The sequence below is a fragment of the Paenibacillus sp. BIC5C1 genome (genome assembly GCF_032399705.1).
In the GTDB taxonomy this organism is placed as follows: Bacteria; Bacillota; Bacilli; order Paenibacillales; family Paenibacillaceae; genus Paenibacillus; species Paenibacillus taichungensis_A.
On record NZ_CP135922.1, the window covers coordinates 1,486,770 to 1,512,823 of the forward strand.

The window sequence follows — 26,054 nt, forward strand, 5'->3', positions numbered from 1 at the left end:
TCCACTACTCCATTTCTAGCTTCATCCCATCTTCTCGGTACTGAGAACCGGTCTTTTTGAACACGCACTAAAAGGGGAGGGGAAGCAGATGGACAACGTGGAGAATGACGAGCAGGAAGCAGCGCTTCAGTTCAGGTTCATGACGCTGGATGATATTCCCGATGTAATGATTATTGAACATGAAGCCTTTACCCTGCCCTGGACGGAAGAAGCGTTTCAAAATGAATTGACACACAATCATTTTGCTAAATATATGGTTATGGAATTGGAAGGTACAGCAATCGGCTATGCCGGTATGTGGACAATCATGGATGAAGCCCACATTACCAATATTGCAGTCCGGGAAGCTTATCGTGGACGCAAGCTCGGTGAGAAGCTGCTGGAAGAACTGATGAGAACTGCGGCCTATCTCGGGATGGAGCGAATGACGCTGGAAGTCAGGGTTTCGAATCGAATTGCCCAGAGCTTGTATCAGAAAAAAGGGTTTGAATCGGCTGGTCTTCGCAAAGGGTATTACTCCGACAATGGGGAAGATGCGATGATTATGTGGGCGAATTTGCCGCCTGCGAGCCGGAGCGGCGAAGAGGAAGGAAGCGTAACGGATTCATGAAGGATTTCAATGAAAAGGTAAGTTCAGCACCATCTTATATATTGGCCGTGGAGACAAGCTGTGATGAAACATCCGTAGCAGTAGTTAAGGATGGACGGGAAGTGCTGTCCAATCTGATCTCCAGTCAGATCGAAACGCATAAGGCATTTGGCGGGGTTGTGCCTGAAGTAGCATCGCGTAAACACGTGGAAGTCATTACATTGATGCTGGAGCAGGCTATTGAGCAATCAGGTATCCGTCCGCGTGATCTGAGTGCAATCGCCGTGACACAAGGGCCTGGACTGGTTGGTGCATTGTTGGTCGGCATCGTCGCGGCGAAAACCATGGCCATGGCACTTGGCAAACCGCTCATTGGCACACATCATATCGCGGGGCATATCTATGCCAACAGACTTACCCATGAGCTGCAATATCCAGCAATGGCACTGGTGGTTTCGGGTGGTCATACCGAGCTTGTGCATATGGAATCCGAAGGCAAGTTCAAACTGATCGGACGTACGCGTGACGATGCTGTAGGCGAGGCTTATGACAAAGTGGCGCGTGCACTTGGTTGTCCCTATCCGGGAGGACCGCATGTGGACCGGATGGCTGCTGAAGCAGTGCAGGCGGTACCTTTGCCACGCGTTTGGCTGGAAGCCGATTCCTATGATTTCAGCCTTAGCGGTCTGAAGTCTGCTGTACTGAATGTTTTAAATCAAGCCAAAATGCGCGGAGAAACGCTTGAACCATCTGCTGTGGCACGGGGTTTCCAAGAAGCTGTCGTTGAAGTGCTGGTAGAAAAAGCAGTAAGGGCTGTCCGCGAGTACGGCTCACGTCAATTGTTGTTATGCGGTGGCGTTGCGGCAAACAGGGGATTGCGTTCAGCTTTGCAGGAGCGTTGTGCGAAAGAAGGGCTCGAATTGCTGATTCCGCCGATGGAGTATTGCACCGACAATGCAGCGATGATTGGAGCTGCGGCGTATTTGAAGTGGCAGCGGGGAGAAATCTCGGAATTCGATGCCAAAGCTGATCCTGGACTTTCACTTGAGGCATGGTCTGTTCAATCGGTATAGAATGATTCATGGATTTGCAGGCTTGACAGCCTCAAGGGAAGACTGTATATTAATTACAAATTAAAACAGGAATACAATATGTTCAACTAAACATTTACACGATAGCGGAGAGGACAGAAGTAACCTGAAGAAGCGAAGCGTTCGCCTTTATCACCGGATTTTCCCTTTTAGAGAAGGGAACCAAAGAAATCTGGGGATAACAGCGATCGGAAGGTTGTTCTGTCATCGGAGTGGCAGTGTAAATATTCATTTGTTGAACTTATATAGATTCCTGAACTGAAAACGCAATGAACAGGAACAGTAGGGTATTTCCCGGTCTTAGAGAGCTGCGGGGTGGTGCAACGCAGTCGAAGGAAACCTGAAACTCACCTGGAAGCGGAACGATGGAACACGGTAACTCCCTGGGAGAAGCCGAAAGGCCGATGATGGCCCAAAGTACATGGTTACGGGTTGCCTCCGTGAATGGGCCGTTGTTGATGGAATCCGGATAACATATCGGTAGAAGATCAACAATAACTGAGGGGGCTTTTGTCACTTTGGGCAATGATAAGGTATGGACGCATACAGGATCAGCTCGAGGAAATGAAAGTCAACAAGAGTGGTACCGCGAAGGTGAACAGCCTGTCGTCTCTTGCATTATTGCAGGAGATGGCAGGCTTTTTTGATTCTCAAAATGGTGATGAAATTCATGGTCACATATCATAAATGTAATGAACGGGAGCAGTAAAACGATAAAGTGCACAGAGAGCTGCGGGGTGGTGCGACGCAGTGGCTGGAATCGTTCGAATCTCGCCCGGGAACGGAGCTGTGGAAACAGATGAGACTATGTCTCATCCCTTGTCCTATAACCAACAGGGCATTGTGGTACACAGCAACGGCTAACCTCCGTTATAGGGTGTTTCTCCGGCGGGATCGATTGTTATTGTTGCGTACGCAGCTGCAATGGATCTTGGCTGGAGACGACGAGGTGGATGGTGCCTGGCGCAAGCCTGGACCATCAAGCAAGAGTGGTACCGCGGAGGGATAATAACCCGCCGTCTCTTAGATGAGATGGCGGGTTATTTGTGTTTGCTGCCGGCAGCAGGGTGGGCGATGGGAATCGATAATCATGGTTAAGAAAAAGAAATAAGTCCAAAGTGCAAGTCGACGTGCACTTCGGCATGGAATGCAAAATGAATAAACATAGAAAACGGGAAGTGAACGCCGCGTTCCAATTCCCAAAATAACCAATATACATCCAAATTTGATGGAGGTTGATGAATATGACAACGAACAATAATAAACGCATGATTGAGATTTTTGATACAACACTGCGCGATGGAGAACAAGCACCGGGAGCGAGTCTGCAGCCTGAACAAAAAATTGAACTGGCACATCAGTTGGCTTCTCTGGGCATTGACGTCATCGAGCCTGGATTCCCGATCTCAAGTCCAGGTGAGTTCGCGGCGGTTCAGGCGATTTCCAGACAACTGCAAAACGTGGAGATTTGCGGATTCGCGCGTGCGGTCAAAGGGGATATTGATGCAGCCGTTCGAGCAACGGCTGACGCAGCACGCCGTCGTATTCATCTGTTTATCTCCTCTTCGGACATCCATATAGAGCATCAATTGCGCCGTCCGCGCAGTGAAGTCGTAGCTACCGCCCGGGAGATGGTCTCCTATGCTCGTCAGTTCACGGATATCGTGGAGTTCACCGCCATGGATGCGGCTCGTACGAAGATGGACGATCTGATCGAAATGGTTGAAGTAGCCATTGAAGCGGGAGCAAGTATTATCAATTTGCCAGATACGGTCGGATACGCACTGCCGCATGAATATGGAGAGATGTTCCGTCAGGTACGTGAGGGCGCAAGAGGTGGAGATAAGGTTCGATACAGCGCACACTGTCATAATGATTTGGGCCTTGCGGTTGCCAACAGTCTGGCTGCGATTGCCAACGGTGCTTCCCAGATCGAAGTAACCATCAATGGTGTGGGAGAACGGACGGGCAACTGTGCCCTGGAGGAGCTGATTATGGCTCTGGAGACGCGGGGAGATGTTATTGGCGCAACGACAAATATCAAACTGAACCAGATGTATGAGACATCCCGTCAGATTAGTCGTGCGATGCATTTCCCAATTGCCTACAACAAACCGGTAGTAGGGCGCAATGCCTTCCAGCATGAGTCTGGTATTCACCAGGACGGTCTGCTCAAGAATCGGAGTACGTATGAGATTATGGACCCGGAAGCGCTGGGCATTCCACGCAGTATGATTATTCTGGGCAAACATTCCGGGCGTCACGCTTTGAAAGATCGAGTTCGCAAATATGGCTTTGAACCCGATGAGCAGCAAATGGAACAGCTGTATGAGATATTTAAAGAAACTGCCGATCAACAGAAAGTGGTCAGTGATGACCAGTTATTGCAGATGGTAAGTCAGACCATGAATATTCCTGCGCAGGATTATGAGCTGGTTGAATTGCAGGTTACGGCGGGCAGCATGACGGATCGAATGGCAGCAGTTCGCATTCGCACGAGCGCAGGGGAGCAATCCTATTCTGCGGTTGGCGGTGGTCCGGTAGATGCAACGATTCGAGCGATTGGTCAAAGTATCTCGGACGACATTACGTTTGTCGATATGGAGATGCACGCACTGAGCGGCGGAGAGGCTGCGAGTGCAGAAGCTGCGGTTACCGTAGAACGTGCAGGACGTGAATTCAGAGGAACTGCCACACACAATGATATTGTCATGGCAGCCGGTCTGGCTTATGTAGCAGCATGCAATGCGGCCGGACTGAAGGCGGAGTCTTCTGAAAGTGATGAATCAGTGCACGCGTAATATTACTTCCGCATATCACACCACATAACGTTGTACTTTGTAATCAAAAACAAACCAGAGCAGACCTTGAAATACAGAGGTCTGCTTTTGTCCTTTTATAGGAGTTAAAATGTGAGAGTTAGGATAGGTTTGTCAAGATGTGATTATAGTTATCCACATATTCAGGATAATTTGTGGGTAACTCCAGCAAACCCAAACCAGTAATGTTTTCGAAAATAAAAGTCTTTAGGGGATAGAAGTTCCCTCTTATATCCACAAAGTTGTGGATAACGTGGATAACTTGGTGGATAAATATGGTTTTTGTGCAGAAAAAGCTATTCTACCGCCGTATAATTAAGTTGATTAAGTTGCTTGCTATATTGCTTTCTTGTGGATAAAGTAGAGGGCGAGAAACCGAAAAATAATTTTCATGATTCGATTGAATTTGACAATTATGAAAACACCCTTGTCAAAAACTCTGCGGATATTATCAACAAAAAAGCTGATTCCGTCAAGGAATCAGCTTTTAAAATTGTTAAATGTTCCACGCCGCAGGGCAGCAGAAAAAGCACTGGAATGGTCCGGTTTATTCCAAAGCTAATTCTTCCCACTCTTCATAAGCCTTGGCAAGTTGAAGCTTGTGATCCTCCGCTTTTTCCTGGAGTTCTTGCAGCTTCATGTAGTCCTGATAAATTTCAGGCAGGGCCATCTGAGCCTCAAGCTCCGTAATCTCCGTTTCCAGCTTCGCAATTTGTTGTTCCAGAGCTTCCTGCTTGCGCTGGCGATTACGCTCTTCGCGCTTGGCCTGTTTGTCCGCTTCGAATGAAGCGGCTCCGGATTTTTCGGTTGCGGATAGGGCTGGATCAGATTTGGCCGAGTTTTTGGAAGAGGCAAGGCGTGCTTCAGCCGCTTCGCGAGCGATATCTTCAAGCTCCTGTTTCTTCTCCACATAGTCATCATAATTGCCCAGGTAATGTTCTGTTCCACCCGGATGCAGTTCAACAATGCGCTCAGCCATTTTATTGAGGAAATACCGGTCATGCGAGATGAACAGCAATGTGCCTTCATAGTCCATCAGTGCCGCTTCAAGTACTTCTTTGGCGAACAGATCGAGATGGTTCGTAGGTTCGTCCAGAATGAGCATATTGGCTTCCTTGAGCATGAGCTTGGAGAGGGAGACACGTGCTTTTTCTCCACCGCTGAGCGATGAGATTTTTTTGAGTACATCATCTCCACTGAACAGGAAGTTGCCCAGCACCGTACGAATCCGTGCTTCCTCCATGCCTGGATAGGCGCTCCACAGCTCTTCCAAAACCGTATTGGAAGGATTAAGCCCGGTCTGTTCCTGATCGTAATAGCCAATCTGCACCTTGGTACCCCATTGGATCTCACCGCTTACAGGACGCAAACTTCCGGTGAGGCATTTCAGCAATGTGGATTTACCTATACCGTTTGGACCGATCAAAGCAACCGTTTCCCCGCGTCTTAGATCAAAAGATACATTGCGGAACAATGGCGAAGCCTCATCGTAGGCAACGGAAAGCTGATCCACACGGAGCACTTCTTTACCGGACATGACAGCCGTTTCAAATGAGAAATGAGCTTTCTTCAGATCTCCCATCGGTTTGTCGAGCCGTTCCATCTTATCAAGTGCCTTGCGGCGGCTCTGTGCCCGTTTGGTCGTTGAAGCACGCACGATATTCTTCTGAACAAAGTCCTCCATTTTGGAGATTTCATCCTGTTGTTTCTCGTATTGCTTCATCTGGCTTTCGTACTCGGCAGCTTTCAGTTCCATGTATCGGCTGTAATTGCCCGTATATTTTTTGGAGCGGTGTCGTTCGATCTCCACGATGGTTGTGACAAGCCGGTCAAGGAAATACCGGTCATGGGATACAACCAGCAAGGCGCCTGAATAACCTCTGAGGTAGTCTTCCAGCCACGTGAGGGTGGCGATGTCGAGATAGTTGGTAGGCTCGTCCAGCATGAGCAGGTCAGGGGCCTGAAGCAAAATGCGAGCAAGCGCAAGACGTGTCTTTTGTCCGCCGCTCAGTGTGGCAATCTGGGTATCTGGTGAAAATTCACCGAAGCCCATCCCGTGAAGTACACTGCGAATACGGGTTTCCATCTCATAACCGCCATGATCCTTGAACCAGTCCGAGCGTTTGGCATAACGTTCAAGCAGATCGGCGTATTTTTTTTCATCTTCCATCTGTGCGGGGTCGGCAATATCCTGTTCCATCTGGCGCAAATCCGCTTCAGCCTGAGTCAGATGGGCGAATACGTTCATCATTTCTTCCCATATGGAGCGATCGGATTGCAGTCCGCTGTTCTGGGCGAGATAACCAAGCGTTGTTTCCTTGGATTTGAAAATCTGCCCTCCATCGTAGGACATTTCCCCTGCTACGATTTTGAGCAAAGTGGATTTTCCTGCGCCGTTAACACCAACGAGGCCAATGCGCTCGCGTTCTAATATTTGTAAGTTCACGCCGTCCAGGATTGGATCGACACCAAAACGTTTGATAATTCCGGATACTTGCAGCAGCATAAAATTAAGTTCCTCCATAGGTCCAGTTCTTGATATGACAACTATATCCCAGTTTACATGAAATACAGAGCAAATGCACCGATTAGGAGTGACTGGGGCGTGTAGTCTTTTTGGTCAATCAATGATAAACTGAAAGAAGGCATGTTAATACATGAGGATTTTGCAGAAAATGAATCATTTTAACGATTCCAACACGATGACAACTGGTGCATAACATATAAATGGTTTTAATTGAGAGCTAGTTTACCTTCCCGATCAACAGGAGGTTATTCAAGGACATGCAGGATCATACGGAACAGAAAATCCGTCTTCGTTCCAAGCTGAGACAGAGCCGGGATCTGATGGATGAAAGCATGCGTCAGCAGGCGATGACTGAGATCAATGATGTGACGAAGCGGGAGCTGGAGCGCCTTAGACGGGACAAATGGAAGCTGGGGAACAAGCGGCTTATGATTTTCAGCTATTTGTCTTATGGAAGCGAAGCATCTACGGCTTTTTTATTTGAAGAAGGCTGGGAGCATGGAGATCGGATGCTCGCACCGAAAGTGCTGACAAATCCGACTCGCATGGAGTTGCGGCGTGTCATGGGTGAGCAGGATATTCAGCCGGGAATATGGGGGATACCTGAACCCAAGGAGTCCTGTGAAGTGCTGCAACCTGATCACTGGCCGGATATTGATCTTGTCATCGTACCGGGGCTGGGCTATGACCTTCAAGGAGGACGCATTGGTTATGGCGGCGGTTATTATGATCGCTTTGCCGAGACACTTGCAGCGCAATGTGCGATGACGGACAAAAGACCACGGATGGCTGCATTGGTATTGCCAGGCCAGCTTCAGGATGAAATTCCGATGGACCCGCTTGATCTGCGGATGGATCTGTTGATAACAACCGAAGGTATATTACATATCGAATAAAGGGTTGTGATGTGATTGAATTCAGAAACGAATAGCGACCAGGCTTCCGGCAGTAAACTGACTCATTTTAATGAACAGGGACGAGCCCGGATGGTTGACATCTCGGGTAAGGAAAGTACCGTTCGTACAGCTGTTGCGGTATCCAAAGTGACGATGAATCCGGCTACGCTTGAAGCGATTCGGGAGGGCCGCATCGGCAAAGGTGACGTTCTGGCTGTGGCCCAAATTGCGGGTATTCAGGGCGCCAAGAAAACATCGGACTGGATTCCGATGTGCCATCCATTGGCATTAACGGGTGTGGATATCCGTTTTCATGATAATGGTGTGGATGAATTGCAGATTGAAGTTACGGTCAAAACCGAAGGAAAGACAGGTGTCGAGATGGAGGCGCTCACGGCGGCGTCGGCAGCGGCACTGACGATCTATGACATGTGTAAAGCCATGCAAAAAGATATGATTATCGGTCCAACCATGCTTAATTCCAAAAGTGGTGGCAAAAACGGCGATTTCAGCCGATAAGGGACATTTATTTTCATAGAGGAGAAGGGTGATCTTTATGGTGTGGAGAACAGCAATCCTGACAGCCAGCGACAAAGGGGCCCGCGGGGAACGTGAGGATACGAGTGCCCAAGTGATCCGGGAACTTGTGGAAGAAGAACTGGGTGGGGAAATCGTGGAGTACCGCATCGTTCCGGATGAACCCGATGAGATTATTGCGGCTTTGATTGAAATGACAGATTATTTTCACGCTGATTTGGTATTGACCACCGGGGGTACGGAGCTTGCGATTCGTGATATTACTCCAGAAGCGACAAGGCGGGTTATTGAACGGGAAGTTCCAGGCATGGCTGAAGCCATGAGATACAGTGTCATGGGCAAGAATCGTTCTGCCATGCTGTTCCGGGGCGTATGCGGCATTCGCGGGCGTACATTGATTGTCAACCTGCCAGGTACACCGAAGGGTGTGCATGAGCATTTGGCGGCCATTATGGATCAGCTTCCGGAAGCGCTGCTGATGGTTACGGGTCAGTTTAAGCAATAAGTGTAAAACTTATGGTAGCGAGTGGAAATCAAGCAGGGAAAAATGATTGGATGTCGAGGTTTTTTTTATGAATAATGTGGGTTATGTAAGTGGTTACATCTATGGTATGATTGACATAATTCAAAATGAAGCAAAGACATCCATGAGCCTATGGCCAAGCGTGTGCATCTTTGAAGCTTGAAACGAGGAGGAATAATATCAATGTTTAGTTCCATTGGACCAACAGGTTTTATTTTGCTGGCCGTTATCGCGTTGCTTTTGTTTGGACCTAACAAGCTTCCGGAATTGGGGCGGGCCGTCGGACGCACTTTCCGTGAATTCAAAGAAGGCGCACGTGAGATTATTTCGGATGATGATTCATCCAGTCGCAAGGAGCAGGAAAAGGCGAAGCCGCTGGCATCTGAGACTGCATCTGCAGACAAGCCTGAGGATAAACGCCTGCCGGAATAACTTTGACGGCAATGAAAGAGAAATCCCTTCCTGCCGGAAGGGTTTTGTATTTTAAGCTGGCAACAATGGGGGGCAGGCATGACGCAGCAGAAGGAAGAAATGACGCTTACAGAACATTTGAGTGAGCTGCGCAAGCGGTTAATTTATGTGTTGAGTATTTTTATTTTGGGGCTGGTGGCAGGCTTTCTGGTGGCGGACCCGGTGTATCAATATCTGACGAAGGCAGAGACTGCTCAGGGGTTTGTGCTGCATGCCTTCTCGTTCTGGGACGGAATTGGCATCTACATGAAGATTGCCGGACTGTTCTCGCTGGTCATTACGCTGCCGTTTACGGTGTTTCAGCTCTGGAAGTTCGTCAGTCCAGGTCTGCGCCCGCGTGAGCGAAAAGCCACGCTGAAGTATGTACCTTATGTATTTCTGTTATTTCTGATCGGGTTAGCTTTCTCGTACTACGTTGTTTTCCCGATGGCACTTTCTTTTACTTCATCGATTACGGAAAAAATGGGGCTGGTCGAGACCTACGGAATGAAGCAGTATTTCAGTTTTTTGTTTGGCATTGTACTGCCGGTATCCCTGTTGTTCGAACTTCCGTTAATCATTATGTTCCTGACAGGACTGCGGATATTAAATCCCATCCGGCTTCGCAAAATGCGCAGAGTCGCTTATTTTGTCCTGATTTTCATTGCGGTTGTGGTCACACCACCTGACTTTATTTCCGATTTTCTTGTGATGATTCCCTTGTTACTGTTATATGAGATTAGTGTGTTTCTGTCTGGCTTTGTGTATCGCAAACAGCTTGCAGCTGATGCAGAGGCTGAATCCCGTTACATCCGTGCCGAGGATAAGCAGAGCGCAGTATAACAAGAAAGGTATCATAGGATTTTTGTAACTGTGATAATTTGTATGGTGCCCGTCCCGGGAAAAGGCGACCAGTCCATACCCGGGATATGAAGGGCCACAACTTTTACAGCTTAAATTCTGACGAACGGGACAAGCAGGCATATTATGTTCAACAATGGATACAATGGAAAAGGGCTGCCTGAGAATGGTGCAGGAAGACTTACGGATTCTGTGGAATAAGTTAATAAGGTATTACGGCATTACGGCATTTACGCAGGCCAATCGGGAGTTTTTTGGCTGGGTTGGTGTAAATACAACGTAAAATCTCGCAGGAATTCATGAAAAGGACTTGAAATCATGCTTCAAGTTGAAGTATCATAAAGTTGGTTGTTAGCACTGAACACTGTCGAGTGCTAATACATATGGCTACAACCTACAATGTAACGTTATATAATTTCAAAAGGAGGCTATTTTTCATGATCAGACCTTTAGGTGAACGCGTATTGGTAGAACCACTGGAGCAAGAGCAAACAACTTCTTTCGGGATCGTACTGCCGGACTCCGCTAAAGAAAAACCGCAAGAGGGTAAAATTATTGCTGTTGGCGCTGGAGTATTGAAAGACGGAGTACGTGTAGCTCTGGAAGTGAAAGAAGGAGATCGCGTTATTTTCTCCAAATATGCCGGTACAGAAATCAAGTTCGAAGGTAAAGAATATTTGATTATGAAAGAAAGCGATATTCACGCGATTCTCGACTAATTCAAATTTAATCGGTTAACCGAACCATATAGCAACACCATTTTACACAATATACTAGGGAGGTTTTCTTACCATGGCTAAAGACATTAAATTCAGTGAAGACGCTCGTCGTTCCATGCTTCGTGGTGTGGACGCATTGGCTAATGCAGTTAAAGTAACACTCGGTCCTAAAGGCCGTAACGTGGTTCTGGAGAAAAAATTCGGAAGCCCGCTCATCACGAATGACGGTGTAACGATTGCTAAAGAAATCGAACTGGAAGATGCATTCGAGAACATGGGTGCACAACTGGTTAAAGAAGTAGCAACCAAAACAAATGATGTTGCCGGTGACGGTACAACAACTGCAACTGTATTGGCTCAAGCGCTGATCACAGAAGGTTTGAAAAACGTAACTGCAGGCGCTAGCCCAATCGGTATCCGTAAAGGGATCGACAAGGCGGTTAAAGCTGCTGTAGCTGAACTGCAATCCATCTCCAAACCAGTTGAAACCCAACAATCCATCGCACAAGTTGCAGCGATCTCTGCAGCTGACGAAGAAGTAGGCGAACTGATCGCTGAAGCTATGGAAAAAGTGGGTAAAGACGGCGTTATTACAGTTGAAGAATCCCGTGGATTCGCTACAGAGTTGGAAGTGGTTGAAGGTATGCAATTCGACCGTGGTTACATCTCTCCATACATGATCACGGATACGGACAAAATGGAAGCTGTTTTGGACAACCCGTACATCCTGATCACAGACAAAAAAATCTCCAACACGCAAGAAATCCTGCCATTGCTTGAAAAAATCGTTCAACAAGGTAAACCGCTTGTATTGATCGCTGAAGATATCGAAGGCGAAGCACTGGCGATGCTGGTTGTGAACAAATTGCGTGGAACATTCAACGCTGTAGCTGTTAAAGCTCCTGGCTTTGGTGACCGTCGTAAAGCAATGCTGCAAGATATCGCTGCCCTCACTGGTGGCCAATTGATCACGGAAGAACTGGGTCTGGACCTGAAATCCGCTGTTGTGGAACAACTGGGTACAGCTCGTCAAATCCGTGTAACAAAAGAAAACACAATCATCGTTGACGGTGCTGGTAACAAATCCGATATCGATGCACGTGTAAGCCAAATCCGTACACAACTGGAAGAAACAACTTCCGAGTTCGACAAAGAGAAACTGCAAGAGCGTCTGGCTAAATTGTCCGGCGGCGTAGCAGTAATCAAAGTTGGTGCGGCTACTGAAACAGAATTGAAAGAACGCAAACTGCGCATCGAAGATGCCCTGAACGCAACTCGCGCTGCGGTTGAAGAAGGTATCGTATCCGGTGGTGGTACAGCGCTCATGAACGTATATAATGCCGTTGCAGGCGTAGCACTGTCCGGTGACGAGCAAACAGGCGTAAACATCGTCCTGCGCGCTCTGGAAGCTCCAATTCGTACAATCGCAGCTAACGCTGGCGAAGAAGGTTCCGTAATCGTGGAACGTCTGAAAAAAGAACAAACTGGCGTAGGCTTCAACGCTGCGACTGGCGAGTGGGTTAACATGATCGAAGCGGGTATCGTTGACCCTGCGAAAGTAACACGTTATGCATTGCAAAACGCTGCTTCCGTAGCAGCAATGTTCCTGACTACTGAAGCGGTTATCGCTGACAAACCAGAACCTGCAGGCGCTGCTGGCGTTCCTGACATGGGCGGTATGGGTGGAATGGGCGGCATGATGTAATAAAAGGTCTAAAAACCTTTTAATGCCGATAGATGAAAGGCTCCCGAAAGGGAGCCTTTTTTTATTAATTAGATAGGGTGCTTTGGATTTATGTTTTAACTGAGGGAGGAAATCATTTGAGAAAGAGTACAAAGTGGACATTGTGGATTCTAGGCTTTATGCTCGCTGCAATTTTCATCAACTTCTATATGAATCTATATAGCTTCGCTTATGCGCTGATTACCGTGCTTTTACTCGTATTTATGGGGTGGGGATTCTTAGCCAAGCTAAAGAACGACGTTCGTCAGCATGAAGATCACCATAGAAGAGAGCATCAATCTGCTATCAATGACATCGATCAATACACCAGGTAATAAAGGAATAGCATCGAAGATGCGTTACAGGCAAACCGTTACAGGCAAATTAGAATGAACTGATTAAAGGCTCCCTTGAGGGAGTCTTTTTTAATGTTGATGTTTTTGAAAAAAAAGTAGTGATGTTCTCTTCTATTGCTAAATAGATAGTTGTTAAGTAAAATAAACATATGAACAAGTGCTCATATATTTATACATAAGCGATATTGGAGATGATACATATGTATGATGTATTGGTTATCGGAGCTGGGCAAGCAGGCTTGGCAGCAGGTTACTATCTTCAGAGGTCGGGGTTAACCTTCTTAATCGTTGACAATGTCTCATCTGTCGGGGAATCTTGGCGTAAACGGTACGATTCCTTGCGTCTTTTTACCCCACGAATGTATGACGGATTACCCGGAATGTCTCTTATTGGAAATGAAAACAGCCTGCCAAGCAAAGATGAAATTGCAGATTATCTTGAAAGTTACGCCAAACAAATGCATCTTCCTATAAGATTAAACTGTTTAATCACTCGTCTCTCGAAGCAAGATGAGGTGTACTATGCTGAAACTAATGATGGAATAATTGAAGCGCGCAATATTATCGTTGCCACAGGACCTTTCCAAACCAAGAATGTTCCTCATTTTGCGAAATCATTATCCGAGAATGTAATTCAGCTTCATTCATCAGAATATAAAAATATCTCTCAATTGCTTCCTGGAACAACAGTAGTCGTAGGCGGAGGGAATTCAGGTGCCCAAATCGCAGTAGAGTTGGCATCAGATGATAAACAAACCGTATACATATCCATAGCTAGAAATATAACCTTTAGGCCGTTGCATATCATGAAACGAAGTATATTCTGGTATTTCGAAAAGCTCGGAGTATTACGTTCAAGTGCAGATCGCATGGTCGGAAAATGGTTACGAAATCAGCCTGAGTACGTATATGGCTACGAGTTAAAAGAGTTGATCACTAAAGGGAAAGTTAACAAGCGTCCACGTGCTATAAATGCAAAAGATAACCGCATCCTATATGAGGATGGGAGTGAGGCGCCAATACACAATATTATCTGGGCGACTGGGTTTAAGCGAAATGATGGTTGGATTGATATCGCTACTGCTTTTGATTCCCGAGGCGAAATTTTACACGAGGCAGGAGTATCACCGGTTGTTGGACTATACTTTGTAGGTCTGCCTTGGCAAACATCACGAGGTTCAGCACTGTTGGGATGGGTTAAATACGATGCTCAGAAGATCGTTAATCATGTGATTCAAAGGTAAGACACATCATTGAGTATCTCTCGCATTATGGAGGTGTTCATTATTACTGAACGATCTAAACAGTACATATCACATGTTAGGCCGTTCCTTCATGGAGCGGCCTCTTTACACATTGGGGTCTTATTTCGCAACAGTTATTTCAAAAGTAGAGTGTTCATGGTCCTGTACGCTGAAGCGATATTCAAATCCATTTCGAACCGTCGCTCCATCAAATTCACTCTGGCTTACATTGCGATCCAATATACCGATATCCTGAATCACGTTTTGCGCATCATTATATGTGTACTCATTATTGGTTGTCAGAATAAGTGCAGCGATAGCCGTCAAAAAGATTCCACCCGTTGGTTCGCTGACGTCACCAGTCCCGTACAACCTGACTTCCTGCACTTTTTGATCCAAATTTAATGTACCAACCAATCGTAATTCATCATTGAATACATACTCAAAAGTGCCGGTTCCCTGCTCGGAAGAGTTTTTCATATTCAAGCGGGTAATACTCAACCCATTCAGTCGGTATTTGCCCACGGCGGCATTAAACTTGTTTTTGAATTCCTCTGTTGTAGCAGTGACAGATTCTTGTTTTTCCGTCTGATCTGTCCTGGGTGATTGCGGAGGATTTGAAGGTAAAGCCAGCATACCATACATGCCTATCGAAGCAATTGCAAAACATGCGGCTGTTAGCGCTAGGTACCTTATCGGTATCCGGTTTTGTTTCCTCATGGATAAGACCATCAAAACAATAAATACGAAGAAAGCCATAAAGCCTAGGATAAATAGGATTGTAAATAGATACTGCAAATTCTCACCTCGTAATGAATCGTTATTTCGTACTTTCATTATAATGTTCCTTCGTGAAACTTTAAACTTGCACTTGTCTCTTTAAAATATGAACATTCCAGCGAGCAGACTAAAAAGATGACCCCTTTGCAGCACGGGGTCATCTTTTTAGTCTAGTCTAATCCTCCATTTTAAAAGGCGTTTGGTTTGTTAGCCCTCAATCGGTATTTAGTCAGGCATAATCCAGACGATCTCGGCAATGCGCACGAAGAATTTTCTGTTTCTTTCCTCCAGCACAACATGGTCATGTTTAACAGTAACCACACATCCATCCAATCTACCGCGAGTTGTTTCCAGGATAACCACTTTTCCCACCAGGGACATCAGACTTTCGACTACACAATGATCCACTGGATGAACGACAATGTTATGAGGCATGTGGGGCACATAATGTGAGTTAGCCATTGGATGCATCATTGGATAATTATTCAAGAAAAAACCTCCCAAATCATTTATACGGCATCCTATGCGATCGCCCGCCCAAACGACTGGGCGTTTGCCTGGTATCATCCTTTTGGAATATCTGAACGTAAAAAGAACGCATGTCAATAAGGAAATATGTAACATTATTTCTTCCATTTATTTTACAAATGGTGCGATACTCTCTCACAATCGTTCTGTAAACTGAGAGGGTATTTAACATTATTTGGAGGTGTTTGGATGGTTAAGAAGTGTTGTATGCTTGTCCTTATTCTTGTTATGGCTTTATCTGGGAGTGTATATGTGCAGCCCTCTTCGACAGTCCAAGGTGCTGCGACCACGTATACGTTGACCTTCCCGATGGATCGTTACCCGGAAACAGGAGCGCATATCCGTGACGCCATTGCAGCAGGGCATTCGGCAGTGTGTACCATTGACCGGGATGGGGCGGATGCCAATCGCAGGGAGTCGCTGAAAGGCTATCCGACCAAAGCGGGTTATGATCGGGATGAATGGCCGATGGCGATGTGTGAAGAAGGTGGCGCCGGCGCGGATATTAGATACATAAGTCCAAGTGATAACAGGGGGGCTGGATCTTGGGTGGGAAATCAGTTGGAAAAATATTCAAATGGGACAAGGGTCAAGTTTACAGTGAAATGAATGAAGCACTGCCGGCGTTTTAGCCAGCAGTGCTTTTTTTCTGATATTCGCTTGGGCTTAATCCAGCAAGGAAAGTGTGATTCGAATCGAATTATCTATAAATGAACGACTGGGACGAGATTTCATGAAAACGGTCAGTCCAATTAGCGATACAATTAGTGCTTGGGCGACAGCCTTGGCGTCCAGGGAATGGTTGAGTTCGCCTGATCGCATTCCCCGCTCAATATTTTCCTGAAAGATGACCGACAGGTACATCTGATGTTCCCGGGTGAGAATTTCAAATTTCTCATCATGTGGTGCGAGCTCAACCATCGTATTGATGCAAAAGCATCCACGACTGAGTCGCTCTGCGTTGTATTCTTCGTCCACGATTTCTGCAAAAAAAGTACGAAAGGCCTCTTTTACCGATGAAATACCCGCCAGTCTGGTTCGCATCTCTGCGGCACGAGCCATCGTGTACTTCCGTAGCGACGTTTCGAATAATTCTCTTTTATCTCCAAAAGTGGAGTATATACTGGGCCTTTGAATGCCCATTCTCGAAGTCAAATCGCTTAATGAAGTGGCCTCATATCCTTTTTCCCAAAAAAGCTGCATCGCAGCATCCAGTACTTTCTCTTCGTCAAATTCGCGAGTTCTAGCCATGATAAATGCTCCTTGTTACTTATATTTTCTAAAGTATAGATATTTTGTATTGGATCATACAGATCGTGTTTTGCTAATTATATTTCTTACTCATCAGTATGATATATACTATATAACTCTCGATTATTTGTCAAACAAATCTCTTTTTGATGATGTATTTAAGAAATATGATATAGATTTGATGAAAATAAAATGATTGACAGTAAGAGAAACACTGAGATATATTAACTACCTAAATAACATACCGATCGGTAATTTATTTTGCTAGTAACAGTCCAATTTTGAAAAAAGGAGAAATGAGTTATGGAAATAGGAATTACTTCGTTTGTGGAGACCACACCCGATCTTCGGACAGGTGAAGTCATAAGTCACGCACAGCGATTGCGTGAAGTGGTGGAAGAAATCGTGCTTGCCGATCAGGTGGGGTTGGATGTATTTGGCGTAGGAGAACATCATCGTAAAGATTATGCGGCTTCATCCCCTGCGATGGTGCTGTCCGCAGCTGCATCCCTGACCAAGCGTATTCGGCTGACTAGTGCAGTAACGGTACTTTCGTCCGCTGACCCGGTACGTGTGTTTCAGGATTTTGCCACACTGGATGGCATTTCGAATGGACGTGCGGAGATTATGGCAGGGCGGGGTTCCTTTACCGAATCATTCCCTCTGTTTGGATATGAGCTAGGGGAGTATGATGAGCTGTTCGATGAACATCTGGAACTGCTGCTCAACCTGCAGAAGTCGGAAATAGTCAATTGGCGAGGTGGGCACAGACCTGCAATACATAATCTGGGCATATATCCACGGCCTGTGCAGAGCCCTTTGCCCATATGGATTGGCAGCGGGGGCAATCAGGAATCGGTGGTGCGAGCAGGATTGCTGGGGCTTCCATTGACGTTGGCTATTATTGGCGGGAGCCCGGAACGGAATTTTGGCCCCCTTGTACAGTTGTACAAGCAGGCAGCGGCACATGCCGGACATGACGCTTCGAAGCTTACCGTAGGGTCGCATTCGCTCGGATTTGTGGCTGAAGATACAGAGCTGGCGGCTGATCTGTTCTTTCCTTCCACCCAGGCGGGAATGAACAAAATCGGCAAGGAACGGGGATGGGGACATTACAGTCGTGCCAGCTTTGATGCTGCACGCAGTCATGACGGTGCTCTGTATGTAGGTGATCCGGAGACGGTTGCCCGAAAGATAGTTCACCTACGCAAGAATGTGGGCATTACACGTTTCATGATGTACGTTCCCATTGCAACGATGCCGCATGATCAGGTGATGAGAGCGATCGAATTACTCGGAACAGAGGTGGCACCTCGAGTACGGGCAGAGTTGGCTAAGTGGGAAGCTGAGCATGGACAAAAAGCATAGAAAACATACACTGAAGGAGGAATTGTATATGAGTTTTGTAGATCGGGTGGTACCTGAATTAAAAGATGCATTAACCCAGTTTCCGGGCTTTAATTTGAAGGGGGCATTGCAGGTTAGCCGGGCGATGCTCATGAATCCACCGATTGAGAAGTCGGAAGACGTACGCACCACAAAGAGAATTATTGCTGGGGCAGCAGGAGACATGCTGGTCAAAATATATGAGCCGGCTGAGCGTACTGGAGATAAGCTGCCAGCGATGTTGTGGATTCATGGAGGGGGTTATGTGCTGGGGCATCCAGATATGGATGATGCGTTATGTGAACGCTTTGTACAAGCGGCACATTGCGTAGTCGTATCGGTTGATTACCGCCTGGCCCCGGAGCATCCTTATCCTGCTGGTCTTTATGATTGCTATGCAGGTCTGGTATGGATGACGGACGAAACAGAGTCACTCGGCATTGATCTCACCAGAGTCGCAATTGCCGGAGCAAGTGGAGGGGGAGGACTGACTGCAGCACTTGCACAAATGGTCCGCGATAAAGGTGGGCCGAGTCTGATCTTCCAAATGCCTTTGTACCCGATGCTGGACGATCGCAATATTTCGGCTTCGAGCCGCGAAATTACGGACCAAAATGCTACATGGAATCGGACTAATAACCTGGAGGCATGGAGTATGTACCTGGGAGAAGAAAGGGAGGAATTTGGGGAAAACGAAGAACACCACATACCTGCCTACGCAGTCCCGGCAAGAACTGAAAATCTGGCAGGGTTACCTCCAATGTATACGTGTATTGGCCAACTCGATCTATTTCGAGATGAGACAATCGAATATGTGACACGTCTTGCGGCAGCTGGAGTGGATGTCGAAATGCACCTTTATCCTGGAGCTTATCATTGCTTCGAAGTATTTGTGCCTGATGCGGAAGTTAGCCAACGGGCTAGTCAGGATTATATTCGTGCCATGGCCAGAGCGCTTAATCCTTCATGGGAGCAATGAATGTCTCCGGCGTTGTCCATAAAATTGAGGTTCTTTTCATCTCCATTTCAGATTCCATTAAGGTAGGAGGGGTAAGATAAGTCTTGTAAACCCCTTCTCGTGTTAAATAGATGTGTGACTAGCCCCGTCGGATCGTCCGGCGGGGTACTTTTTTTCTTCGTTTTATCGGTTAGATGGTATGATAGATAAATACATAAATGCTAGTAACGGAGGGATGGTTCGTGGACCCCAACCTGCATCCGCTGTTCAGACCCATTCAGATGAATGGGACGGATACAAATTCCTATTATTATGAGCGAATGCCTTCTGTTTCCCTGATGGCTCATATAGCCTGTTATTGGGAATCGGGTTCCATTCCATACATGGGAGAGCAAGAACAGGAATCTATATCAGTGCCCGCTCGGGTATTGCCGGATGGCTGTACGGATATGCTGATTACATACGACGCGGTCCGTTCGGTTCATTCCTATGCCTACTGTGGCAATTATTCGCATCCGTTCGTTGTGCCCGAGACATCCGGTATAAGTGCTTCTGCCGATTACACATTTGGCGTTCGTTTTTTCCCAGGCGGGGCATACGTGTTTCACGGTTTGCCGTTGGAAGGATTTACGGACATGCGAATTCCGCTTGAGGATTGTTGGCCAGTCAGGTTGAATGAGCTGCAGGAGCGGATAGCTGGAACAAAAAGCTTTGAAGAACGGGTACGGGTTATGAATGACTATCTAAGTCCCCTGTCCGTGCAAACCAATACATACGAGAATGATCTGATGAAAAATGCGCTGTATCGCATCTTTATCGATGGGGGACGTATGAGCGTCAGTGAACTGGCCATGCGAGAAGTTGTCAGTGAACGCCAGCTGCATCGGAAGTTTGCAGAATGGATCGGAATTAGTCCGAAACGATTCAGTGAGGTGGTTCGTTTTCACCGTGTCCTGGGCAGCATTCATCAGGGGCATGCGGCGGATGGGGTAGCACTGGCCCTGAATCATGGTTTTTTTGACCAAGCTCATCTGATTCGTCAATTCCGAAAGTTTTATGGAGAAACTCCGATGACCGCTGCCAAAGAACATCAACAAAGGTTGTCCGATTTGTACAATAACTTGGTTGCCCCTTCCGATATACTTAGATCGTGAGAATAATAGTAAAGGAGATATCATATATGAATGGAACTTTGCAAATGCGGGATCATCTGCTCAATGAATTGGAGACGGGAGTACGTACGGGGGCGAGTCTGATCCGCCTGATCCGTCCAGAGGATTGGGCATACCGCCCGCAGGACAATATGCGTTCACTGGTGGAACTGGTCCATCATTTTATTCAAATCACGGCATCGGACCTTGCCATTATGCAGGAGAAGAGCGAAGCTGAGGTGGGTGTGGTAGAGAATAGCCTGTCAGGGATCGAGGATATTGAAAAACTGGAGGCAACACTTTGGGGCAATTTGGAAGCCTACAAAGCTTATATTGTATCACTGAGCGAAGAAGATCTGTTGAACCGCTCAACCAAAGCTTTCTATATGGAGCATGGTCATTTGCAGGCTCAATGGCAGATTGAAACGCTAACGCATGTATTCCATCACCGTTCACAGCTGTATAATTACCTCAAACAGCAGGGGCATGAGTTAAACTTTTTCATGCTGTATGCTTAATAATCTCACAATATGAGTTTCATGTAGTGGCTCCGCCGGATGATCTGGTGGGGCTTTTTGATTACTTTAGTCTAGCATCTCTATCAAAATGGACGTTATCACACGGTCATTTTACCGTTACATTAATAGATTCCATGCATAGAATACCGTATCAAAGCAAAAGGAGGTGATTTCCATGGCCATCCTTTTACCGCAACAATTTTATGCCTTAGCGGCTGGTGTGGGTAAATCGTATTATGAAAACCTTGCTGGAGGCACGAATGCCAGCATCACAGTGAACAATTTTGGTCCTTTCCCGATAGACCTGGTTGTGACTCGTGTTAACGCACCAGTAATCACGTATTTGATCCCTGCTGGCAACAGCCTTACGTTGTCTGTTGATTTACTGCTCGTAGCTGCTTTGTTGACTACTCCCGCAGGTGCTTCAACAGGTACAATTCAAATCGCAACAGCTGATTTCTAATGAATGTAGCGTGCTTTGTGAACCTCTGTCGGACATGTTGTCGGCAGAGGTTTTTCTTTTTTTATGGATGAATTTGGGGTTGGAATGATATTATACTAGGGGATTTATAAATTTAAGTAGTTGTTATAAGAATGATTGATATTCTTATATCATGGCTATGGGACGATGACCTGGGGAAAGAGCAAGACTTATAAGGGGAACTGGGTAGCGGGCAAACGTTCAGGATATGGTGTCTACAAAGCAGTGACAAGTGATAAGGACCGTGTTACAGACCTCAAGTATGATGGCTTTTGGAAGAATGACAAAAAGGATGGAAAGGGTGAACTGGAGATCAGAGAAATATCCTACGAAGCAACTATGCTTGAAAATCGTATTCAGAATGGGACTTTTGCTAAGGATCAGTGGATTTCAGGATATGATGTTCGACATGGAGAATACGACCCTCCTTATTACTTTGCGTACAAAGATTCAAATTTAAGTCTTAAAATACTGGGTGGTGCAGAAAATATTTTAGATGGATTGAAGGACGGTTATTTCTTCTCATTTACATATCAAAAAGGAAAAGTATACAAAGATGTCGGTGTTGGAGATGAATTCAGTCAGAAACAGTTTAGATCTTTTATCAAAAATGTAGAAAAAGAGATTAATCCTCATATCAATCAGTTTGAGAAACTGGCTCAAAAATTATAGGTATTAATCTTAGTAGTAATAGACGGGTACAGTCAAATTTTTGTTTATTAAGGCAGCTATTCGAGTAATTTATTGTAGAAGTAATAGGAGACTGACCTTGTTGAAACAGGAGGGGATTGGACGATGAACAGAACAACGTTTCTTGAAACCGAGCGGCTAGTATTTTCGACATGGAATGAAGAAGACCGTGCTCTGGCTTCCGCTCTATGGGGTGATCATGAGGTAACGAAGTGGATTAGCAGCAAGGGATTTCTGAGTGAGGATGAAGTGGAGGCTCGGTTAACCCAGGAAATAAAAAGGCAAGAAGAAGTAGAGGTGCAATACTGGCCACTCTTTGAGAAAGATTCGGAAGTCTTTGTTGGTTGTTGCGGCTTGCGCCCATATTCTCCGGAAGAAGAGATATATGAATTGGGATTCCATCTTACCCGGGATCATTGGGGCAAAGGCTATGCTATGGAGGCGGCACGGGCGGTGATTGACTATGCATTTGGCGAACTGAAGGTGAAAGCATTGTTTGCGGGACATCATCCGGAAAATGAAGTGTCGCGTCACATGTTAATCAAGCTGGGCTTCGAATATGTCCGGGACGAGCGTTATGAACCGACAGGACTGATGCACCCATCCTATTTGCTGAAAAAGGAATAAATATGTTCAACATTCAAGGCAGCACAACGTTTTTAAATATATAGCATAAATGGAGAGGTAGCAGCGGTGACCGTAATTTTTTGGTAAATGGGTTTTCATCGTTTTTTTATTTCATTTTCAGCTTCTATTAAGGTAGCAGAGGTAAGATAATTCTTGTAAACCCCTTCTCGTGTTAGATAGATGTGTGACTGACCTCGCCGGACGCCGGTGAGGTATTTTTTTTGCTTATTTTTATAAATGTACACAAAACAAACATAAACAAAAGTAAATAAAACAAATATTTCTGTATTTCATTGACTAATAAAAGAAAACAAAGGTATAATGAATGTGAAAAAAGGAACTTACTATGTTCGTGACGGGCATTCTATATTTTATCATGAGGAGAGAATGATGATGAACGTGACCCTTGCCAATGAAACAACGCAGGCAGCTGGCTTTCATATCCCATTTGTTCGTGAGATGGCGGAAATTACTCAACATATGTGGAAAAACGGCTGGGATGAACGCAATGGTGGCAATGTCAGCTATCTGCTGGAGGAAGAGGAAGTCGCCAAATATATCGATATCAACCATGTTATTCTCAAGATCAAACCTGCATTTTCGATGCATGAGCTGGCAGATAAATATTTTATTGTGACTGCTTCGGGCAAATATTTCAAAAATGTACTGGCTGATCCAGAGAGCAATCTGGGAGTGTTACGTGTATCGAGTGATGGACAGGAGCTGGAAGTGCTGTGGGGGCTAAAGTCGGGAGCGAACCCAACGAGTGAATTGCCAACACATTTTATGAGTCATATCGAACGTTTGAAAATAGATCCGAAACACCGGGTTGTGATGCACAACCATGCGACCAACGTTCTGGCGATGACATTTATCCATGATTTGGACGAAATGAAGTTTACAAAGACGCTGTGGCAGATGTGTACGGAATGCGTTGTCGTATTTCCTGACGGCGTTGGTATTATTCCGTGGATGGTGCCTGGATCGAATGAAATTGGACGGGAAACGGCAGAAAAAATGAAGGGTTACCACGCGGTCATCTGGCCTCAGCACGGGATTTTTGGAACGGGTACAACGATTGATGAAGCTTTTGGTCTTATTGAAACCATTGAGAAGGCAGCCCAGGTGTATATGCTGGTTGCAGGCCATGAAATCAGACAGCGAATTACGGATCAGCAGCTAGCTACATTAGCCCAAGCTTTCGGTGTCACTCCACGTCCTGGTATATTGAGCATGGAAGTTTGACAGATCGAAATCGTATAAAAGAAAGAGCTCCAACACAGCCTAATATGAATGGTCTTTGGTTTATTAAACCGAAGGCCATTTCCTTTTTTTCGGCAAACAAACGCCGTTTTGGTTCAAAAAAGTTCAAAAAGTGGATAAAGCGCGGCTTTGTTATCGATTATTGAATCGTAGTATGCATTATCACACGCTGGCGAAATTCGGGTGAAATGACGTATTGTCAATGGCTCGGCGATTTTGCATAATAACAATGCTTCACAGATGAAAGACGGAAGGAAGTTATGATCATGCTTGGCAAAATGAAGAGAATCTTAATAGGCAAGCCTATGAAATCGGCTGAATTGGATGCAGAAAAATTGGGGAAATGGAAGGCGCTCGCCATCCTGTCCTCCGATGCACTATCGTCCGTTGCCTACGGTACGGAGCAGATCTTACTGGTGCTCGTTGCGGCCGGATTCGCCGCCTTGTGGTTCTCTGTTCCAATCTCCATCGCCGTGTTGGGATTACTCGTCATTTTAATTTTTTCCTACCGCCAGACGATTTTTGCTTATCCAACAGGAGGCGGCGCGTACATCGTAGCCAAGGATAATCTCGGTACGGCTCCGAGCTTGATTGCCGGAGGATCTTTACTGGTCGATTATATTCTGACTGTTGCGGTAAGTTCGTCCGCAGGGACCGATGCGATTACATCTGCCTTTCCAATGCTTCATGATTACAGCATAGTCATTGCATTGATCATGATTGTATTTCTGACCATTATGAATTTGCGAGGGGTGACGGAATCCGCTTCCGTACTGGCGATCCCCATATATTTGTTTATCTTTTCGATTGCGATTCTGATTATATCCGGGGGGATCAAATTTCTCGCTGGAGGCATGGAAGCTGCCGCCCCTGAATTTGGAACGAGTATGTCACATGTGAGTCTGTTTCTGCTGCTCAAGGCATTCAGCTCGGGGTGTTCAGCTTTGACTGGGGTTGAGGCGGTGAGTAACGCCATCCCGAACTTCAAGCAGCCTGCCGAGAAAAATGCAGCGGGAACCTTGATGCTTATGGGATGTATTCTGGGAGCCATGTTTATCGGGATCACTTTACTTGCTTATGGTTACGGGGTGAAGCCTGATCCCAAAGCCACCGTGATATCCCAGATTGCCGAGGCGACATTTGGCAGGGGCACGATGTATTTTATTATCCAGGGCGTAACAGCACTGATTCTGTTTCTCGCAGCGAATACGGCGTATTCTGCTTTCCCACTGCTCTCCTTCATGATGGCGAAGGATAAATATATGCCTCATATGTTTATGGTTAGAGGAGACCGCCTTGGCTTCTCAAACGGTATTATTTTCCTCAGTGTGATGTCTGCCTTGCTGGTTGTCGGATTCAAAGGAAATACGGAAAGTCTGATTCCGCTCTACGCAGTGGGCGTGTTCATTCCATTTACCCTGTCACAGTTGGGCATGATGATTCGTTGGATCAAAGTCAAACCAGCCGGTTGGGGTGTGAAGCTGCTCGTCAATACAATTGGCATGCTGACCACGCTGTCGATTACATTGATTTTTATATTCACCAAGTTCACGCAAACATGGGTTATCTTTATTTTCCTGCCACTCGTCGTTTATGTGTTCATGCGAATTCGCCGTCATTACTGCAACATTGCGGATGAATTGCGGATTGATATCAAGCTGGAGAAACCGGTGAGAAAGGGCAATACGATCATTATTCCGGTGGCAGGCATTACGAGGGTGGTGATGAATACAATCTCTTACGCTCAGACGATGTCAGATCACGTGGTTGCCTTGTATATCGGGTTCGATGATGAAGCCATCCGGAAAATGGAGCAGAAGTGGGAAGAGTGGAACCCTGGGGTTCGCCTGGTTGTCATTAAATCGAGATACCGCAGTATTATGGGGCCGCTCAAAAAGTTTATTGATACCGTGGAATGGAAGACGGCCGAGACGGACCATATCACAATTCTAATTCCGCAGTTCATCACCAAGCATTGGTGGCAAAATGTGCTGCACAATCAGACCAGCTTCATGATCCGTGCTTATCTGATCAATTACAAAGACGTGATAGTCACGACTGTCCCTTACCATCTCAATCGTTAAAA

Annotated in this window: 26 protein-coding genes and 1 other annotated feature; of the genes, 22 read left to right on the top strand and 4 right to left on the bottom strand. The window is 46.1% G+C overall.

Features of this window, described 5'->3' with window-relative positions:
- The first annotated feature begins 88 nt into the window (after positions 1 to 88).
- The 3 genes from rimI (at position 89) to RS891_RS06670 (ending at position 4,481) form a co-directional block, all read left to right on the top strand.
- Positions 89 to 610 carry a ribosomal protein S18-alanine N-acetyltransferase gene (gene rimI / locus RS891_RS06660; protein WP_315794847.1) on the top strand — a complete coding sequence of 174 codons (522 nt, stop codon included), beginning with the start codon at positions 89 to 91 and terminating at the stop codon, positions 608 to 610.
- Positions 607 to 1,662, top strand: coding sequence for a tRNA (adenosine(37)-N6)-threonylcarbamoyltransferase complex transferase subunit TsaD (gene tsaD / locus RS891_RS06665; RefSeq protein WP_315794848.1), 1,056 nt, complete (start codon positions 607 to 609; stop codon positions 1,660 to 1,662). Before rimI ends, tsaD begins: the two co-directional genes overlap by 4 nt.
- 701 nt (positions 1,663 to 2,363) lie before the next feature.
- Positions 2,364 to 2,707: a binding site (T-box leader), on the top strand.
- 217 nt (positions 2,708 to 2,924) lie between these two features.
- Positions 2,925 to 4,481: a 2-isopropylmalate synthase gene (locus RS891_RS06670; protein WP_079695244.1), complete on the top strand. Its 1,557-nt coding sequence runs from the start codon at positions 2,925 to 2,927 to the stop codon at positions 4,479 to 4,481.
- 565 nt (positions 4,482 to 5,046) lie between these two features.
- On the opposite strand, the gene abc-f is transcribed toward RS891_RS06670, so the two are convergent.
- On the bottom strand, positions 5,047 to 7,005 hold the full coding sequence (gene abc-f / locus RS891_RS06675) for a ribosomal protection-like ABC-F family protein (protein ID WP_113051826.1): 1,959 nt from the start codon (positions 7,003 to 7,005) through the stop codon (positions 5,047 to 5,049).
- A 278-nt stretch (positions 7,006 to 7,283) separates the two neighbouring features.
- Between abc-f and RS891_RS06680 the strand changes: the two genes are divergently transcribed.
- From RS891_RS06680 to RS891_RS06720, 9 genes are all read left to right on the top strand, one after another.
- Entirely contained in the window at positions 7,284 to 7,922 is a 639-nt protein-coding gene (locus tag RS891_RS06680; protein ID WP_315794849.1) for a 5-formyltetrahydrofolate cyclo-ligase, read from the top strand.
- Between the two features lie 15 nt (positions 7,923 to 7,937).
- Entirely contained in the window at positions 7,938 to 8,441 is a 504-nt protein-coding gene (gene moaC, locus RS891_RS06685; protein ID WP_309304310.1) for a cyclic pyranopterin monophosphate synthase MoaC, read from the top strand.
- A gap of 37 nt (positions 8,442 to 8,478) precedes the next feature.
- Positions 8,479 to 8,964, top strand: coding sequence for a MogA/MoaB family molybdenum cofactor biosynthesis protein (locus RS891_RS06690; RefSeq protein ID WP_024630749.1), 486 nt, complete (start codon positions 8,479 to 8,481; stop codon positions 8,962 to 8,964).
- Positions 8,965 to 9,165: 201 nt separating this feature from the next.
- Positions 9,166 to 9,414: a twin-arginine translocase TatA/TatE family subunit gene (locus RS891_RS06695; RefSeq protein ID WP_064640077.1), complete on the top strand. Its 249-nt coding sequence runs from the start codon at positions 9,166 to 9,168 to the stop codon at positions 9,412 to 9,414.
- Positions 9,415 to 9,492: 78 nt separating this feature from the next.
- Complete coding sequence (gene tatC, locus RS891_RS06700; protein WP_063564478.1) at positions 9,493 to 10,275, top strand: twin-arginine translocase subunit TatC; 783 nt, start codon at positions 9,493 to 9,495, stop codon at positions 10,273 to 10,275.
- 455 nt (positions 10,276 to 10,730) lie between these two features.
- Positions 10,731 to 11,012, top strand: coding sequence for a co-chaperone GroES (gene groES / locus RS891_RS06705; protein ID WP_024630746.1), 282 nt, complete (start codon positions 10,731 to 10,733; stop codon positions 11,010 to 11,012).
- Positions 11,013 to 11,085: 73 nt separating this feature from the next.
- A complete protein-coding gene (gene groL / locus RS891_RS06710) occupies positions 11,086 to 12,717 on the top strand; it encodes a chaperonin GroEL (RefSeq protein WP_113051828.1) in 1,632 nt (543 codons plus the stop codon).
- A 116-nt stretch (positions 12,718 to 12,833) separates the two neighbouring features.
- On the top strand, positions 12,834 to 13,070 hold the full coding sequence (locus tag RS891_RS06715; protein WP_315794850.1) for a hypothetical protein: 237 nt from the start codon (positions 12,834 to 12,836) through the stop codon (positions 13,068 to 13,070).
- 221 nt (positions 13,071 to 13,291) lie between these two features.
- On the top strand, positions 13,292 to 14,335 hold the full coding sequence (locus RS891_RS06720; protein ID WP_315794851.1) for a flavin-containing monooxygenase: 1,044 nt from the start codon (positions 13,292 to 13,294) through the stop codon (positions 14,333 to 14,335).
- Between the two features lie 120 nt (positions 14,336 to 14,455).
- Here RS891_RS06720 and RS891_RS06725 read toward each other — a convergent pair whose 3' ends face one another.
- On the bottom strand, positions 14,456 to 15,055 hold the full coding sequence (locus RS891_RS06725) for a hypothetical protein (protein WP_315794852.1): 600 nt from the start codon (positions 15,053 to 15,055) through the stop codon (positions 14,456 to 14,458).
- Positions 15,056 to 15,340: 285 nt separating this feature from the next.
- The gene (locus tag RS891_RS06730; RefSeq protein ID WP_397333620.1) at positions 15,341 to 15,604 is read right to left on the bottom strand and encodes a DUF2642 domain-containing protein; all 264 of its coding nucleotides are present in this window, start codon (positions 15,602 to 15,604) and stop codon (positions 15,341 to 15,343) included.
- Positions 15,605 to 15,832: 228 nt separating this feature from the next.
- Between RS891_RS06730 and RS891_RS06735 the strand changes: the two genes are divergently transcribed.
- A complete protein-coding gene (locus RS891_RS06735; RefSeq protein WP_397386902.1) occupies positions 15,833 to 16,252 on the top strand; it encodes a NucA/NucB deoxyribonuclease domain-containing protein in 420 nt (139 codons plus the stop codon).
- Positions 16,253 to 16,309: 57 nt separating this feature from the next.
- Here the strand turns inward: RS891_RS06735 and RS891_RS06740 are convergent, their stop codons facing one another.
- Positions 16,310 to 16,894 (bottom strand): TetR/AcrR family transcriptional regulator, encoded by a 585-nt coding sequence (locus RS891_RS06740; protein WP_315794853.1) that lies wholly within the window; start codon positions 16,892 to 16,894, stop codon positions 16,310 to 16,312.
- Between the two features lie 303 nt (positions 16,895 to 17,197).
- Between RS891_RS06740 and RS891_RS06745 the strand changes: the two genes are divergently transcribed.
- The 9 genes from RS891_RS06745 to RS891_RS06785 all read left to right on the top strand — a co-directional run bounded on the left by RS891_RS06745 (position 17,198) and on the right by RS891_RS06785 (position 26,052).
- On the top strand, positions 17,198 to 18,262 hold the full coding sequence (locus tag RS891_RS06745) for an LLM class flavin-dependent oxidoreductase (RefSeq protein WP_113051834.1): 1,065 nt from the start codon (positions 17,198 to 17,200) through the stop codon (positions 18,260 to 18,262).
- A gap of 28 nt (positions 18,263 to 18,290) precedes the next feature.
- Positions 18,291 to 19,259, top strand: coding sequence for an alpha/beta hydrolase (locus tag RS891_RS06750; RefSeq protein ID WP_315794854.1), 969 nt, complete (start codon positions 18,291 to 18,293; stop codon positions 19,257 to 19,259).
- Between the two features lie 221 nt (positions 19,260 to 19,480).
- Complete coding sequence (locus tag RS891_RS06755) at positions 19,481 to 20,392, top strand: helix-turn-helix domain-containing protein (RefSeq protein ID WP_315794855.1); 912 nt, start codon at positions 19,481 to 19,483, stop codon at positions 20,390 to 20,392.
- A gap of 26 nt (positions 20,393 to 20,418) precedes the next feature.
- Positions 20,419 to 20,907, top strand: coding sequence for a DinB family protein (locus RS891_RS06760; RefSeq protein WP_113051837.1), 489 nt, complete (start codon positions 20,419 to 20,421; stop codon positions 20,905 to 20,907).
- A gap of 175 nt (positions 20,908 to 21,082) precedes the next feature.
- A complete protein-coding gene (locus RS891_RS06765) occupies positions 21,083 to 21,370 on the top strand; it encodes a hypothetical protein (protein ID WP_113051838.1) in 288 nt (95 codons plus the stop codon).
- 165 nt (positions 21,371 to 21,535) lie between these two features.
- On the top strand, positions 21,536 to 22,060 hold the full coding sequence (locus RS891_RS06770; RefSeq protein ID WP_315794856.1) for a hypothetical protein: 525 nt from the start codon (positions 21,536 to 21,538) through the stop codon (positions 22,058 to 22,060).
- Positions 22,061 to 22,183: 123 nt separating this feature from the next.
- On the top strand, positions 22,184 to 22,705 hold the full coding sequence (locus RS891_RS06775; RefSeq protein WP_315794857.1) for a GNAT family N-acetyltransferase: 522 nt from the start codon (positions 22,184 to 22,186) through the stop codon (positions 22,703 to 22,705).
- 393 nt (positions 22,706 to 23,098) lie between these two features.
- Positions 23,099 to 23,950, top strand: coding sequence for a rhamnulose-1-phosphate aldolase (gene rhaD, locus RS891_RS06780; protein ID WP_315796208.1), 852 nt, complete (start codon positions 23,099 to 23,101; stop codon positions 23,948 to 23,950).
- A gap of 284 nt (positions 23,951 to 24,234) precedes the next feature.
- Positions 24,235 to 26,052: an APC family permease gene (locus RS891_RS06785; protein WP_315794858.1), complete on the top strand. Its 1,818-nt coding sequence runs from the start codon at positions 24,235 to 24,237 to the stop codon at positions 26,050 to 26,052.
- The last annotated feature ends 2 nt before the right edge of the window (positions 26,053 to 26,054 follow it).